Source organism: Archaeoglobus sp. UBA230 (assembly GCA_002507545.1).
GTDB lineage: Archaea > Halobacteriota > Archaeoglobi > Archaeoglobales > Archaeoglobaceae > Archaeoglobus.
In genome coordinates this window covers 81,041-96,344 of the sequence record DAVR01000022.1, presented here as the reverse complement: position 1 = coordinate 96,344, position 15,304 = coordinate 81,041, and the positions used below count along the sequence as shown (strand labels likewise).

General features: G+C 38.4%; 12 protein-coding genes. 1 reads left to right on the top strand and 11 read right to left on the bottom strand.

Going from position 1 to position 15,304, the window contains the following annotated elements; genetic code table 11:
- Positions 1–196: 196 nt before the first annotated feature.
- The gene (locus tag BP688_RS06040) at positions 197–3,583 is read left to right on the top strand and encodes a hypothetical protein (protein ID WP_290623870.1); all 3,387 of its coding nucleotides are present in this window, start codon (positions 197–199) and stop codon (positions 3,581–3,583) included.
- Here BP688_RS06040 and BP688_RS06035 read toward each other — a convergent pair.
- The 11 genes from BP688_RS06035 to BP688_RS05985 form a co-directional block, all read right to left on the bottom strand.
- Positions 3,580–4,998 carry a lipopolysaccharide biosynthesis protein gene (locus tag BP688_RS06035; RefSeq protein ID WP_290596756.1) on the bottom strand — a complete coding sequence of 473 codons (1,419 nt, stop codon included), beginning with the start codon at positions 4,996–4,998 and terminating at the stop codon, positions 3,580–3,582. The genes BP688_RS06040 and BP688_RS06035 overlap by 4 nt on opposite strands.
- Positions 4,995–6,023, bottom strand: a complete 1,029-nt coding sequence (locus tag BP688_RS06030; protein WP_290596755.1) for a lipid II:glycine glycyltransferase FemX — start codon at positions 6,021–6,023, stop codon at positions 4,995–4,997. The genes BP688_RS06035 and BP688_RS06030 overlap by 4 nt, the downstream gene beginning before the upstream one ends.
- On the bottom strand, positions 6,007–6,492 hold the full coding sequence (locus tag BP688_RS06025) for an acyltransferase (protein ID WP_290596754.1): 486 nt from the start codon (positions 6,490–6,492) through the stop codon (positions 6,007–6,009). Before BP688_RS06025 ends, BP688_RS06030 begins: the two co-directional genes overlap by 17 nt.
- A complete protein-coding gene (locus tag BP688_RS06020) occupies positions 6,489–7,514 on the bottom strand; it encodes a GNAT family N-acetyltransferase (RefSeq protein ID WP_290596753.1) in 1,026 nt (341 codons plus the stop codon). Before BP688_RS06020 ends, BP688_RS06025 begins: the two co-directional genes overlap by 4 nt.
- A gap of 1 nt (position 7,515) precedes the next feature.
- Positions 7,516–8,919 (bottom strand): polysaccharide deacetylase family protein, encoded by a 1,404-nt coding sequence (locus BP688_RS06015; protein ID WP_290596752.1) that lies wholly within the window; start codon positions 8,917–8,919, stop codon positions 7,516–7,518.
- Positions 8,920–8,932: 13 nt separating this feature from the next.
- Positions 8,933–10,273, bottom strand: a complete 1,341-nt coding sequence (locus BP688_RS06010; protein ID WP_290624559.1) for a phenylacetate--CoA ligase family protein — start codon at positions 10,271–10,273, stop codon at positions 8,933–8,935.
- A gap of 11 nt (positions 10,274–10,284) precedes the next feature.
- Complete coding sequence (locus tag BP688_RS06005) at positions 10,285–11,346, bottom strand: DUF354 domain-containing protein (RefSeq protein WP_290596751.1); 1,062 nt, start codon at positions 11,344–11,346, stop codon at positions 10,285–10,287.
- 27 nt (positions 11,347–11,373) lie between these two features.
- Positions 11,374–12,276, bottom strand: coding sequence for a hypothetical protein (locus BP688_RS06000; protein ID WP_290596750.1), 903 nt, complete (start codon positions 12,274–12,276; stop codon positions 11,374–11,376).
- Positions 12,277–12,391: 115 nt separating this feature from the next.
- Complete coding sequence (gene artC, locus BP688_RS05995) at positions 12,392–13,225, bottom strand: archaeosortase C (protein WP_290596749.1); 834 nt, start codon at positions 13,223–13,225, stop codon at positions 12,392–12,394.
- 36 nt (positions 13,226–13,261) lie between these two features.
- On the bottom strand, positions 13,262–13,885 hold the full coding sequence (locus BP688_RS05990) for a PIG-L deacetylase family protein (protein ID WP_290596748.1): 624 nt from the start codon (positions 13,883–13,885) through the stop codon (positions 13,262–13,264).
- 2 nt (positions 13,886–13,887) lie between these two features.
- Positions 13,888–15,303, bottom strand: coding sequence for a hypothetical protein (locus BP688_RS05985; protein ID WP_290623868.1), 1,416 nt, complete (start codon positions 15,301–15,303; stop codon positions 13,888–13,890).
- Position 15,304: the final 1 nt, after the last annotated feature.

Here is a 15,304-nt window from a genome sequence, read left to right as displayed (position 1 = left end):
ATCTGGGGTTGGGCTGAGGCAGATTGGATAACCAAGGTTAATGAAAATAAAAATATAATAAATCCTCGTATAAACATCGCTCGTTTTATCATTTTATCTTCATCCATCAAAACTGATAATTCATTTACTACCTCATCACAGATAAACTTTTCCACATGAAAAACAATATTAATGGGTAAAGACAAAATTTTGCAAGATGAATGATCAGATAAAAAATTATTTAGATTTCGTGAAAAAACGTGAAAATACGCCAATAATCGTGCTTTGCTTTGTATTACTTTTTGGCTACATTTTACCCACACTTGTTTATATTGATCTCCCATACGGCACCGATGCCTTCACACACCTAATTTACACAGATTTAATGGCAAAAACCAATTCATTGAACGAGTTCTACGAAAAAAATCTCGAAAATGGATACATAGGATATGACTACCCCTTTGGACTGTGGATGTTTGGCTCAATTGTGGCGAAAATAACTGGAGTAGAATTGCTACAGTTATCACTGCTGATACCTTTCGGGTGTTTTGCTATCCTAATTTTGCTCTATTATCAATACTCAGAACTCTTTAATCAGAGTAAAGAAGTGAGAATCTTCTCGATTTTATTTCTGCTCTCGATCCCATCCATAGTGATGAGTGTTCTCGGATATTCTACCTCAATCTTTGCAATGTTTGTAGATGTAGCGATTTTATATCTGCTTCTTAACGAGAGTATGGATGTAGCGAGAAGATTCATTCTGATAAACATCTTCGTTTTTTTCCTTTGCATCACTCACACTGGAACATATCTGTTCATAATTTTCCTATCTATGACCATGTTCGTTGTCTTCGCAGCAATTTCCGGCAAACTACACAAAGAATCGTATTTTCTCGCCTTGCTAACACTCTTATACTACACTGCATTGATGCATATCTTCCCCCATATCCATTCCCAATACATAGGCAAAGGGAGGATATTGCTGTCAATTGGAGAGTTTATGTCCATTGGTTCTGTGTCTATGAGACAAGTCTTGGAAATGTTTTATGAGCGGCTGCTCGTTAGTCTCAGTGTACCTTTCATTGTTTTCTGGATGTCATTTTTGTTCTTAATAGGCTATCTCACTACTTGGATAAACCATTACATTTTAAAAGCCATCAGGAACTCCCGTAGCGGAACTTACCAGGCACTTTTGCCCGCAGGTGCGATTTCTCATGGTCCTGCTTTTTGGCCATTATGGCTTGGCCCGGTCAATGTTATCTTGGCTGTGATAGGTGTATTGAGAATTAGAAAAATACTAATTCTAAGCTTAGTCATTTCAGTCACGATTATTACATTGCCCTCTGGGGTTTTCGCAGGAGAAAGGGCATTGAGAGAGCTCTTCTATATGTTTCTTGTAATTCCTCCTTTGTCTGCCATAGGGTTCGTAGCAATTAGAAAGTATCTTTCGAAAATGAAGAAATCTACGCTGAGATCAAGCTTTGCTGTCGCAGCGTATCTAATTATTTTCCTTTCAATAACCTCAATACCAGTAGTCGGCAATCTTTACTATCACCAAGACATAAGTGGTTCGAAACACGAGATAGATGGAATGAAGTGGCTTGCCAGTGTTGGAACTTCGGGGGAGGGGGCTATCGGGCCTTTAGGTTCAAGACTTGCAGTTTATGCTAATAAAATCCCAGTTAAGATTTTGTCAGTTACAGCAGGATCAGAAATGTCGAGACTGGCTAAGGACGAGTACTATACATATTTCAGATCACAAAGTGAGGATCGCACTAAGGATTTACTGGCTTCCTTTGGGATTAACTACCTTGTTTCTACAGACAAAATATTCAGAATTTATGGACAAAGCCCGTCAAATTTATCAGTGGATAGTAACACACAGCTTGACAAGATATATTCCAGCAAAAGTTTCTTCGCCATTTATCGCCAGATACCTTCAAAATATAGAATAGCTCAGATTTTCCCTCAAATAAACTTTGATGATGAGGTTCTAATTAAGGATGCTGGTGGTAGCTTCCTAATTGACACTAATTACTACAGAATTCGCTTGAGTAAAGAAACTCCTGAGATTCAATACATAGGCACGAGATTAAACAATTATCTGGGTGAGGGTGGCTTCGCGGATATATTAAAATTAGTATTACTGAGTCCAGATCGGAAGGAAGTTGTTTATGGTTTGCATGAACTCTCATATTCTGAGATTACAATTGGCAAAAATCAAATAATATACACTACTACAATAAAAACAGGAAGCGGTCAAAAGATGGCAACAATATCTGTTAAATATACATTTTTCGAAAGAGCATTTAAGAAAGAGATTTTTGTAGCCAATGATTGGAGTAACAGTTCGATGAGGGTGGGATACACTGCCAAAATTTACTCTCCTTTGGATATGTTCAAAATCAAATATGGGGAGAACGTTGAAAAAAGGAAACTTTATCCAAATGAAGATTACGTCTTGTTAGAAGATACGAAGTTCAGTGAGATGTTTATCCACCATAATGGTACGGGAATTCTGATTAAATACACTCAAAGTGCTCCATATCCAAATAAGATACTCTACACCGGATCGGTGACAGGATATTATATGGTAAATCAGATAATGGATACATTCCAAAATGAGCTGTCTCCGTCTGAGTCAATAGTTATCTCCCAGTGGATATCCACTGGAGATGAGGAGTCTGCAGAAAAGAACATTGACCGATATTCCTTGTCAATATATCCGTTCCCATACGCAATCAAGCCACTAATTCTCATCAGTTATCTTGGAGATGTGAACAACATAACAAACGATAAGCTAACTATTGTCAAAAATGTACACAAATATTTTGAACAACATAGTATTCCACATTACTTCGAGGTAGTAGACATAAATAGCGATTTGGACGTTCTTAGTGGAATAACCAAGGACATTATCTACACATCTGAAACTCAAGAGTTGCCTGGTGGGATAGAGGTGAGAGGTTATTATCCCAAATATTTGAAATGCGACTTAAAACTCGTAGAATCACTTGAAAAGAGTGATGCAATTTTCGTATTTTCTAAGGAAGTCCCAGCACCCTTCAACGTATACTGGAGAGAAGGTGTTAGACTGCCACATTCTGCCTATATCAAAGAGAAGGAGACCAATATATTGCACGTACCGGTGTCCAAGCCAACAATTAAAAAGGAAGGCACATATCCTGACTTCAAAGGCATGATTAATGTGATAGATTCATCAGCAAATTACGATTCACTTGTTGTGTTCCGGTGGGATTCCGTTTATTTAAACAGCTCTGAAATCCGAGAAATGGCGCTAAAAATATTGGATTATGCCAAAAGACGAGGTTTGACCATATCAGACCCTTATGAAATAGCGGATCATCTGTTACTCCTCAGAAATATCTCTATCAGTGTATCTATAAATGATAGCTCAGGCGTCATTGAAGCAAACATAACAAACAAAAATAACAAACCCATAAACGGTGTAACTCTCAGAATTGATCACCCTTCAGAGCCAAAAGTGGAGAACGCTCAGATAATCAAAAGAGAGAAGAATAAATGGTATATCACCACTGATATCATGGCAGGCAAGTCCAAAACGGTGAAGATATTTGTTTAAAAAATGCTTTTCACCAAATCTATTTTTAGATAGCCAGTAGCAAAAATCAGGAGAGTGAAAATTGTAGATATGAACAGCACATCATAGACAAAATTTGAAAATAGTGCAAAGTGTCCAATCACTCCAGTAATAACCGTCGCAATAGCCAATCTGTGAATTTTTTTAACGAATATTAAAGCTGGAGATACATCTTTTGAAAGTTTTAGTGTTACTAACAAGTAAACGAAATAAAAGGAGGTGAGAACGGAATAGGTTCCTAAAATCCCCATCAATATCGTGAAATTATGCACGGAAACAACAAGGAACAAAAGGCAAATTACTGTTGCAATAACGAGGGACCTGTATTCCGAAGGTTTCTGGTAAGATACGTTCAAATATGCTACAAATTGCTGAATATACAGAAAAACGTAACCGATAGCCAAGATAGGAAGAAATCTTGATGAAACTGCGTAATCTTTTCCAAATAGAAGTTCGACAAATTGTGAAGGATAAATGCAAAGTAACATTATGCCCAATATTAAGAATGCGAACAGTGCTCGAACAACATCACCGAGCCTTCCACTTTCATACAAGAGTTCCTCCCTACTGGCACTACTTGTAGCTTCTGGAATGGATATGAAGCTCATTGATGCAAATGCAAACGACAGTACAGATATTACAGTCAGTGACGCATCAAAATAGCCTTGCCAGACCACTCCAAGATCGTGGCTTACCACTACCTTGCTGATTGTCTGACTCATCCCCCCAAACAATCCTAAAAGGTAGATGGATGACCCAAAATACAATATTTCCCGGTCTGGCCTTATCAACTTTAAGTTCCCGAATATTGTCTTATGGTGAAATGTGAGCACAAACATGAGAGTAATTAAAGACGAAAAAGAGAACACCAAAATAGCCCTTGTAAAATCAAGGTTTTTCAAGAGTATCAGTAGAGCAATAAGTAGAAGAAGCTTGAGTATTGCCGGAAGAGAGGCTATAATACTTGTGGACGAGTACAACTTTAATCCTCTGAAGAGTCCTGTAATAACGTTTAGAATGCTTCCAGAAACAAGAACAACGAAAAAAGCCAGATATAATAGTCCCCAGTTGCTTAGTGGCAGATTAAGAAAATTGAAAAAAGGTTTATAGAGGACAAAAACAAATAATCCGAAAATCAAAGATACTACAAGCGAGTAGGTGAATGCAAAGCCAAAATAATTCCTGCCTTTTTTCGAATTGGATAGTAGATCATGCAGACAAAAGTTAGTAAAGTAAAAAAACATAGCTGGTAGAGATATTGTGGTTAAGGTTATCATCCCGTATTCGTAGGGAGTTATATACCTTGCAACAAGAATCTTACTTATAACACCGCTTAACTTCATTACTGCAAGAGAAAATATGAAAAATAAAGTATAAAATGGAAGGCTCTTTTTCATCCATTCCACCTTTTTGATCTCACTATATGGGACATCCTTTCTACGATTCTAAAAGCAAGAGAGGAATGTTTAACTGCTGAAAACCATGGAACTGGTTCTGGGTTGAAATTCGATTTGTAGTCAACCAACCTCGGATTCTCTCCTGAATCCATCAACTCGTACTTTTCGTATCCCTCGTTACATGCCCATTTTATTGCCTCCCACTGGACAAGGTCGTTTGGGTAAATCCCGGTTAACTTTGTTTTTGGGAGTCCTATCCATAAACCAGCCCATTTGCGATAATGAAGAGTTACAAGCCCACCGATTCTCTCTCCATTTTGTTTAGCCACGAATATTTTCATGTTTTCAGGATAAAAGGTTTTGAATAGTTCTTCAAGATAGCTTTTGTAGTAATCTTTGGTTGGTCTAAATCCCTGCTCCTCAAATCTACTGTAAAGAGCAGACCTTAAGTAAGCCAAGTCATCGTAGTCGCCCATTTCAATTATAACTCCCTCTCTTTTTGTTTTCTCAATATTTACCCTTGTTTTTCTGTTGAGTTTTTTCCACAACACCTCTGGGTCTTTTTCAAGTCGAATCATGTAGGTGTAAAGTGGCTTTACGTCATACCTGCTCCAAATGAGAGGTCTGCATTCAAAATACGGTGAAGTTCTTATGCGGACATAGTTTGCATTAAGTTCAGAAAATAAAAATTCATCAACCTCTTTCTGGAAATTGTAGAAAAGACTGACTTTTTTGCTCTCTTTCAGTGTCTCATAATTTGCAATCACTGGCCCGAGATACAGTAAAAGAGCTTTAGGAGGTGGTGAAAAATATGTTTTGATGAATTTTATTTTTTGGGCAAATAAAGGATATATTCCAATGGGAGTTGACCCCTTGTACCCTATCAACGGATAAAGCTTTGTTTCTGTATACTTTTCAACGATCTTCAACCATTCCCATAGGTGAAAAATTGTTCCTTGTGGGGAACTTTCCACAATCCGATTCCAGAGTTCTGAATCTTTCGTTGACTCAACATGTATGCTCATCACAAACACCTTTAAATTTTTTCAAATATTCTGATGTGTCTCCAATAACCTTTGCGGGAACACCTGCTACTATTTTACCCGGAGGGACATCCCGCGTAACAATAGCACCAGCTGCAACGATTGAAAATTCGCCAACCGTAACACCTGGTAAAATTAAAGCTCCTGCACCAATGTAAGCATTCCGCTTAATTACCACGGGTTTTAACATTATTGGGATATTGGGGCTGATGCAGTGAGCGCTCGAATCATGGGCAAGTATAATCACTCCTGGCCCTATATCTACCCCATCCTCAATCTCCACGAGTTCTGGAAACGAGTCCTCAATAAATACTCCATTGGCAATGTCCACGTTTCTACCAATTTTTGTTCCCCTCAACCTGTAGAGTGCCCTTTTTACTCTTCCTAAGGGGATGTTCATCGCCATTGAATGCAAAACGGCAAGATAAACGTCGCGAAATTTTCTCGTCATTTTTTCACCCTATGTATGCCAAGCTTGCCTTTCATTCTCGGGTAGACCCCTTCAATAATAGTAGGAATCATAGAAGATTTCTTTGCAGAAAAGCGAACAATAAGATCGAAATTAAATTTTGAATAATAGTTGTGGAGTCTTCTATCACCCGCTGCCCCCATTATTTCGTAGTAGTCGTATCCATTTTCACATGCATACTTTATCTCCTCCACTATCAAAAGATCATTTGGTGATGGTGAAAGCTTTATTCTCGGCTTTGGAAAACCTATCCAGCTCAAAAACCTGTCTTTAGAGCTAACACAAACTGTTCCGGTTACAATCTCATCCTCATACTCTGCAACAAAAACTTTCAATTTAAATCTGTCAAACAACTCCAGTAAATATTTTTCTGACACTGTTACCGGTTTACTCTGATTTTCATATCTTCCTAACATTAAATTGTAGATTGCCTCAATTTCTTTTTTACCTCCTTCTCTAACATAAATACCCTTCCTTAAAGCTCGTTTGATCTCCTTTCTGATTTTCTTTGTTGTTATTTTTTCCAAAACTGCCTCTAAACCGTTTTTCAAATCTGTGATATATCCATACGCCGGCTTAACGTCATATCCGAGCCATTGAAAAGCTCTTGGGTCATCAATTTTAGGAGGAGCGGAGAAGTAGACGTAATTAGCTTTTAAACTTTTACTTATGAAGCAATCTACTGATTTCAGGAATTCCAGAGTAGTATACTCTCTTTGTGATAATCTCAAATTCTCTTTACCTACCATGGCTGGACCGAGATATGAGATCGCTGTGCCCGGTGGTGGTGAAAAAGTAGACCTTACGAAGAATTTTTTATAGAAGAACACCGGGAATATGCCCACCGCCTCCTCCCCTTTGAATGCAATTAAAGGATAGAGCCTAAATCCGGTATGTTTTTCCATTAGTTTGAGCCACTCATACTGATGAAAAGCTGTTGCCTGTGGAGAAGTATCCGCGATTTCGTTCCATATTTTTTCATTCTCTGCGATCTGTATGTCCATGTTAAAACACCACCCTAACCTTTTCTTCACCAGTTGTGAAAATCGTCACCTTATCCTCATCCCTCCTAACAACTTTTGCACCGGATTTAACCTCTAATTCTGCTCCGTTCGTGGTGTGAATATCCAAAAAATGTGACTCTCCCTTTGGAAGTGGTTGAATCACAATTTCGCCGTCTAAATACTTAACCTCAACCTTAGATTTTTCCCGTTTTTTCCACCATTTAGCAATTTCACAACATGTTGCAACCCATGCATCCCTATTAAGGCAGTATCTCACAATCTTTTTGTAAGTATCTCTCCATCCTGGAAATTCGAGATCGTTGAACACAGAATGATGCCAAAGAATAGTTAAAATTCCTCCGTATCTCTCAACTCTCTCAGCTACTTTCAAAAATTCTTGCCAGGGTTTTTTGTAGGAAAATAGAGCTATATCTTCGACCACAAGTGGTATTTCAAGAAGATTGAGTTCTCTACCTGATTTCGAATCTAAGGGATAGAAGGGGAAGCTTGTGCCCCATCTAAATCCAATACAATTGTTAAATCCAAGAGTAGTATCATAAAATAAACCAAGTTTTTCGTGATATCTCCAAGTTTCGGGAATGTTCAAATTCAGGTTATGCTGTCTTGTACCGCATACTTTCCCGTTCATTACTTCCTCCAAAATTGCCAGCTCATTCGCCAACTTGTCCAAATCTCTGAAAGAGAAAAAAGACCCGTGAAGACCAACTTCCCATCCTTCAGAAGTTAGTGTTTTCAGCAAATTAGCGATTTTTTCATGTCTGATGTCAAATCTTCTACCGTAGTGTCTCCACGTTTTCAAATCGAAAAGATTGACTTTTGCAGTTTCATTGAGGAAGAAAAATGTAGATTTTACTCCCAACTCTCTTTCAAGTTTCATAATTTCCTCAAAAGTCCAAAATGGCTCTTCACCACCCAATTTCTTAAAAAGAGAGACAATCTGATTTCTAAAAGCCTTTAAGTTTCTCCCCTTCAGATGTCTCAGTGAAAATGTAAGATACTGGTAGGTTTTTTTAACTTCATCAACATCATGGGTAAGACACACCGCAAACTTTTTCCCATAGGGCCAAAAGGAGTGATTAACTATTGCTCCCCCTCTATTTTCGTGCAGAATTAAATCGAAAATCTGCTGCTCTGCCATGTCAACAAAAGGTTCTCTGGAAATTTTTTCTCTCAAGTCTTTATCGTGGTAGTATTTTTCCAGATGCCCTGAAAGCACCCTCCCTATACAATCAAAAACATTGGACTGAGTATCGGGTAAAATCTGCCTGGGAGACGGGTTCAAAATATTTATCGAGTTGTCTATAATTGTGCGTGGGGGGAGGGTTTTGTATTTATCCTCAAAGTGCTTCAATCCGTAAAGTGTGTAAATGTCATTTCTAACCATATTTTCACCATCATCAGAATGGAGTAACGTTTGAGATTACAAATCGCCTTTTTCCAGACTCCGTAGGAGGAATTGAACTTACAATTTTGATAGTCAATTCTACATCATCTCCCAACTGACCTTTTATCCTCGAAGAAATGTAATCTTCGTCCGTCTCCCTGAACTTCTCATTGATAACGATTCGTACCTCAACTTTGTCTATTCGTTCTTGAATTATCTGAAACTGTTCCACACCTTCGATGTATTTGAAGAGGTTCGCAAAGAACTGTGCAACAATAAATCTACCGCTTGGAGTTACAATGATGTCTGTATTCCTACCCTCTACAGATTTCATTAGCGAAAGACCTCTTCCACAAGGGCAATCTCCTACTCCCTTTACACCCACATCGTTTATCTTGTATCTTATAAAGGGCATGACAAAGTTGTCCAAGTTTGTAAAAACAATGCTTCCAAGTTCTCCTGGGGCTACCTCCTCACCCTCCTTAAGAAATTCTACAACAACGCTTTCATCACAAAGATGATAATTAAAGTGTTCCTCGCATTCAAAGGCTATAGGTGTGCTCTCTCCTCCATAGCCATCAAATACTTCACACTCGAAGACAGATTCTATAACTTCCCTGTAGTGTGGAAAAAGTGTGTCTCCAGTCGTCATTATAGCGGCAGGCTCTGGAATTTCACGGATATTCTCCTCTTCAATCAACTTTGCAATGATGTAGATGGATGACGCAAAACCTCTTATTATTTTCCCTTTTTTCATAGTTTTCAACAGATTTGGCAGCGTTTCCAAACTCACATCTGAGAAAGGTATATAGTGGCAGTTCATTAAGATGTCCTGAACTTTTTTCTTAAAAGACGTTCTAACACTCATGCTTATTTTTACATACGGGTCGCCAAGATTATATCCTGCCCAACTCCAGCAACGAAAAGTATGCGCCCAACCTATACTGTATGATGTTTTGTCCAAATAATATTTAAGCGGTTCACCTGTTGAGCCGCTCGATTGGGTGCCCAATATTCGGGATTTTGGAATATTTTGCGCTAAAAGATGTTTTAGATTTTTCCTGACATCGTCTTTTTCTAAAACCGGTAGTTTAGAAAGCTCTTCTTTTCTCCTGACATCGTCGGGAGTTAACCCAAGCCTCTTAAAGACCCGATGATAATATGGGACATTTTTGTAAGCATGATGAATCAGTGCCCGTAGTTTTTTATTCTGTATCTCTTCAATTTCATTACGATCCAGCCATTGTGTTTTTTTAAGCCAAGCAAGATGTTTTCTTATTTCAGTTCCTTGAAAACTTTCCATCAATGGGAAAATTAAATTTCTGAATGCTGCTGAGTAACCTAACATATACATCTCCTAATTATCTAATATGACAATTCATAAAAGCTTTCTGGATATTTCTCCACAAATTTTGTCACCCACTCTGTAACATCAATTTTGTCTCTGGTCAGCTTATTCCTTTTTTTCTGCCACTCTCTTTTTGTAGTATCAGATTCAAGCAATTCAATGGCTTTTTCAACAGCAGTATCGTGGTCAGCAAAAAAGAAAAGAAGGTCATATTCATTCCTGAGTTCAACAAAGTTACCGCTGGTCTCTCCAGTAGCCTTACCATTCTCCTCCGACTCTACATGAATAGCTGGCGTTCCAAGTAAGGCTGACTCGACAGCCATCGTACCTCCTTCTCCAAAATAAAGGTCAGCGTAATGAAGAACTGAATGGATTTTCTCTGGAGAAATATTCAACGCATAGTCTCTTAGGTGCCCGTTAATCTTTCTCTCTGAGGTAATAAAAACTCTGCCAGCCTTCTCAAAAAGTTTTATAGTCTCAAATAGTCGCTCGTGATCTAATCCTTTAAGCTTGCTATCATGATAAGCGCTCCATGAAATTAACCTTATCACAATAAATTTTTCCCCATTAATCCCAAGCTCGTCCAAAACCGATTTGTCCGGTTTAAAATACCTTGGGTGTAAATACGCCAGTTCCTGATATCCGTTGTATCTGATATTTTTCTCCACTCTTCCACGAAAACACTTTGGCGTACAAATTACCGAAGCAAAGTGAGTAACAAGTTTGCTGAATTTTACAAGTTCCGTATCATTGAAAATTACCGATGGCTTATTCATCAAAGAGCCGACCTGCGATGCATAGGGACTGAAAACTCCTGTAAAAACGTCTGGCTTGAACTTTCTTGCAATTTTTAGAAGCTTGATATCTTTTGCAGCCATATCTAATCCTTTCATAAAAAGTCCGTTTCTACTCCTGCCAATTTTAGTATGCTCAATTCCGAATGATTTTAGCAAATCAACTGTAAGGTCTTTGTCTCTCGCAACAACCAGAACTTCGTGACCCCTTTTTTCCCAATTTGTAACGGGATTCTTGTAAAAATGAACGTGTCCCGGATGCCCTACGTCAACTATTATCTTCATATTACTTCAAAAAATAAAAAATTGAGCTTATCTTTCTCTCCTTGTAAAGTAGTACACCGAACCAAGTAGAATACCTGCTGGTATCAGAATTGAAATGAACTCAGGTATACTTGGCCCCGAATCGTTTCCGCAGTATTCGGTTATCCAGAATCTCTTCACCGCAGTTGCTGGTTTATCTGGTAGTTCTGGACTTCCAATACAACTCTTGGGTATCGCCACTTCAAACGCATAGTTCGTTCTTCCAAAGTCATTTACACCCAAATCGGTTTCGCTGATATCTGCAACACAAAGATCACTCGCAGGATCAACACTTGAGAAGTTTATCTTATAGGGCGCATTCTCTGGAAACGGGCTTGGTATAGCCCAATCGTTGTCAGTTGGTGTCATGTAAACTCCCCCAAGAACTCCCTGTGTGTCTCCAGACCTATAGAAGTTTACTCCATACTCATACCCGTATCCTCCACCAGGTCCAAAATCAAGCGCCAAATCTCCTATAGCAGATTCAGTTGAGGTAATTATCAGCACGAATATGTAAGTATCATTCTCAGTAACATACATTGCCTCTATGTCATACATTTCGCCAAATCTACCACCTGTACCACCATAAGGTTCAGCTCTATTCCCAACGAGTAGGGGTTCACGGTAGGTTGCTTGCCATGTTGCATTGCCATAAATGTGCACTCCTGTATATGAAGCGTTGTAGTTTATCGCTGCAACGTTTAATGGGTCCTGATTATCTTCCACAAAGAAGCTGATACCATCCACTGTTGGAATCCAAGTTGCTGGATCACTCCAGTCGTCTGTCAAGATTTGGGATAAACCCCAATCACCCAAATCACCATCAACGGATACGTCAACGGCAAGAGTGGGGGTCATCGCCACTATCGCTCCAATTACTATCGACAGAATTGCCGACTTCAATACTTTCATTTCACATCCCCAAATATATTGATACTTGAGAGTATTTATAACTTTCTATTTAATAAAATTGTTATTATAGTTGTTACAATACTAACTATTATTGGATTACTATTATGAGAATATTTCAAGAAACCTGATTTTTTTTCAGCAAGAAAAATGCTACGGGAAGAAGAAAAACGGCAAAAAGTATCCAGCCAAGGTGAGAATGGACAGTCATCATGGTTTTAACACCATAAAAGTAGGTAAGATGAACGAGAATTGCCACTCTTAAGAGGTTGGCAATATATGATGCAAGAATAAGCAGTGCGAGGACTATCAACAACTTTTTCGTCCTGAACTTCTCAACTGTCTCGGAATATGCGATGACCAGACTGATTATTAATATCAGCGAGTACCATCCAAAACATGCAAGGTCAATCTTCAAAACTGTTCGTTCAACACCGCAAACCTCAATGAGCCGCATATCTGGATTGCTAAGATTGTAGCCCATGTTTTGCATTGTTGCCACCACAGGTAACGTAACGAAATAATGGCCGTAATAGTAGGGCAAATCAAAACCGACGTTCTCAGGTATCAGAAAAAGAATCGAGTAAAATACAAGAAACAAGAAAGAGAAATAAACTGAAAACTTGCCAATCTCTGAAAATCGGGGTATATTAGAGACTATCAAAGAAAAACCGAGCAGGAGAACCATAGAGTCCAAGGTTTGAATTTCGGAATTTTTGTATAAGTTATATCCAACTACAAGGAGAATTAAAGTAGCACCAACAAAAATCTGAAGTTTTGACGGTCTGATTCTGTCTCTTTCGGACTTTCTTGTAAGTATGTATATAAAAACAACTATTAATATAAGAAATATCAAACCGATATATAAGGAACCATAACTAAGCTCGATAAATGCTGCTATGAGGAGTAGTGCTGCCAAAGCTAACGTTAAACCCTCTCTTTTTTGAGTCACGATATCACTTTTTAAAACATCATAAAATCCTTTGCATCAGACTATCCACCGAATTACCTCAAACGCCTCTGCATATTCTGAATCAATCTGCACACCTCTCGTCCTTGCCAAGCTTCTGATGAATTTTTCCTCCATGTAAGCTTTATCCATCTGCGACTCGTAGCATTTTAAGGCTGCAATTTTTTTATCCACATGCCTCTTTTCAAGTCTGATGAAGCATGTTGTGTTGAAAGTTATATTATTCCAAGGCTGTTCATAACCGAGAATAGTATATTTTTTAAATGCCCTCAGTGTTTCTTCTCTCGTAACCTTATGATCTTGATGGGTGTCGAAAGATGATGGCGTGAACACCCATTCCGGCTTTACTTCATCCCTTATTTCGATAAGGACATCCAAAATTTTTTGTCTGAGTGTAGGATATTCTCTCACTTCGAAATCGTAGAGGAGTAAATTGGATTCGTCAACTCCTAAAATTTTTGTGGCTTTCCTGACTTCCCTTTTTAAAATGTCTGGTGGATACTCTCCAGGCACAGATTTTTCACATGCGGAGAGTGCTACATAGTACACTTCTATACCCTCCTCCACCAATCTTGCTATACTTCCTCCACAACCAAGCTCTCCATCATCTGTATGTGGACTTAAAACCAATACCCTTTTCATGTTTAACCACCCAACAAGTTTGCAGGGTCTTCAACTTTACTCTCATTGGCCAATTTTATTATCCAATTGTAGTAATTTTTACCTCCGAAGTCCACGTCTGAAACGACAGAGTAAAACTCGTTCTTGCAAATCACAGCCTTCTCGAGAGATGTCCTCCACTTCTCCGCTATTTCATCTACGTTTGCACTTGCTAAAAGATCAATAATTGAGTAGTTCAGAGAAAAGACTTTCTCTGCTATTTGGATTAAGGTATGTGAATATTGATAGTATCCTTTGAATTTTTTATCTGACTTCAACTGTTCAATCCACTCGGTTCTTTTTCTTTTTATGTTGATTCTAAAGAACTCTTCTCCGTATAATCTCGAGATATCATAAATTATTTTTCTATGCACGGGTGAAAGGTAATAATCGCTACTTTCCCAGTATGCAACCAATGGCCTCTCAATACCAAACTTTGAGTACATTTCATTTGATATCTGACCATATATCAGGCTACCTCCACTCCCAGAAATGAACAGGGATGTGTTCAAGCCTTTCGAAAACACAAGATTTCGAAAAACTGCTCTTGGAGATAATCGGTCAAAAACTTCTTCAATACTGTTAAACTCGTAAGTGGTTTTGCAAATGGGGCATTTTGCTGTAAAAATAGTATTGTAGTACACAGGAGTATTTCCACCGCACTCACAAAGGTACCAAAAAGGAGCCATAGTTAACTCATTAGTTCTACCATTGGGGATATTTTTCTCTATAACTACAGCATTGTAAATTCGGTTAAAATTCCTTACGTCTTTCGACATCTCCATCCACTCGTTTAGAAAAACTCCCTTCTTTTGAAGATCAGAGTATTTAAAAAAGAATACTTTATTGACGTCTAAATAATTGCAAATTCTTGCGAAAAGGATTGCATTAACGTCAGCAAAGCTTTTTCCAAGCTTATAGCTCTTCTCCATTTCATCAATTATCCAATCAGTACTAGCAGAGCTGTAAATTTCATTAATTTTTTCAATTTCCTGCACCCACCTCTCCCTCGACGGTTTTTCAACCTGATCAAACCTCCTTAGGGCGTCTTTTTTGTCCAATTTAAAACCTATCTTTTTAAATCCGTTTTTGTTGATGTCTGGCACCCTATTCTGATAGAGTAACCTCGCTGTTGCCGGATTGTAATCGTATATCCCAAATAGAGGTATTATCCCGTCAGTACATTTCAAAAAATTGGCCATGAAGGCCTTTTTGAACGTTCCGGAGTATGGAAGGAAGTTGGGCTGATGACCTGTCTCCACAACCACATCTCCGTCAATCTCAGGTATTTCTATACCAGCGTGCCTGTGAAACTTCTCTGCACACCTGATAACAGATTCTACATTATCGCCATTCGCTTTATTTCTTTTAATCACCTTCAAAAAATCGCTCCATTTCATC

What these genes read in the sequence shown, in the direction of transcription:
- BP688_RS06040 (WP_290623870.1), top strand. Translation starts at nt 197, where the DNA reads ATGAATGATCAGATAAAAAATTATTTAGATTTCGTGAAAAAACGTGAA.
- BP688_RS06035 (WP_290596756.1), bottom strand. Translation starts at nt 4,998, where the DNA reads ATGAAAAAGAGCCTTCCATTTTATACTTTATTTTTCATATTTTCTCTT.
- BP688_RS06030 (WP_290596755.1), bottom strand. Translation starts at nt 6,023, where the DNA reads ATGAGCATACATGTTGAGTCAACGAAAGATTCAGAACTCTGGAATCGG.
- BP688_RS06025 (WP_290596754.1), bottom strand. Translation starts at nt 6,492, where the DNA reads ATGACGAGAAAATTTCGCGACGTTTATCTTGCCGTTTTGCATTCAATG.
- BP688_RS06020 (WP_290596753.1), bottom strand. Translation starts at nt 7,514, where the DNA reads ATGGACATACAGATCGCAGAGAATGAAAAAATATGGAACGAAATCGCG.
- BP688_RS06015 (WP_290596752.1), bottom strand. Translation starts at nt 8,919, where the DNA reads ATGGTTAGAAATGACATTTACACACTTTACGGATTGAAGCACTTTGAG.
- BP688_RS06010 (WP_290624559.1), bottom strand. Translation starts at nt 10,273, where the DNA reads ATGTATATGTTAGGTTACTCAGCAGCATTCAGAAATTTAATTTTCCCA.
- BP688_RS06005 (WP_290596751.1), bottom strand. Translation starts at nt 11,346, where the DNA reads ATGAAGATAATAGTTGACGTAGGGCATCCGGGACACGTTCATTTTTAC.
- BP688_RS06000 (WP_290596750.1), bottom strand. Translation starts at nt 12,276, where the DNA reads ATGAAAGTATTGAAGTCGGCAATTCTGTCGATAGTAATTGGAGCGATA.
- BP688_RS05990 (WP_290596748.1), bottom strand. Translation starts at nt 13,885, where the DNA reads ATGAAAAGGGTATTGGTTTTAAGTCCACATACAGATGATGGAGAGCTT.
- BP688_RS05985 (WP_290623868.1), bottom strand. Translation starts at nt 15,303, where the DNA reads ATGAAATGGAGCGATTTTTTGAAGGTGATTAAAAGAAATAAAGCGAAT.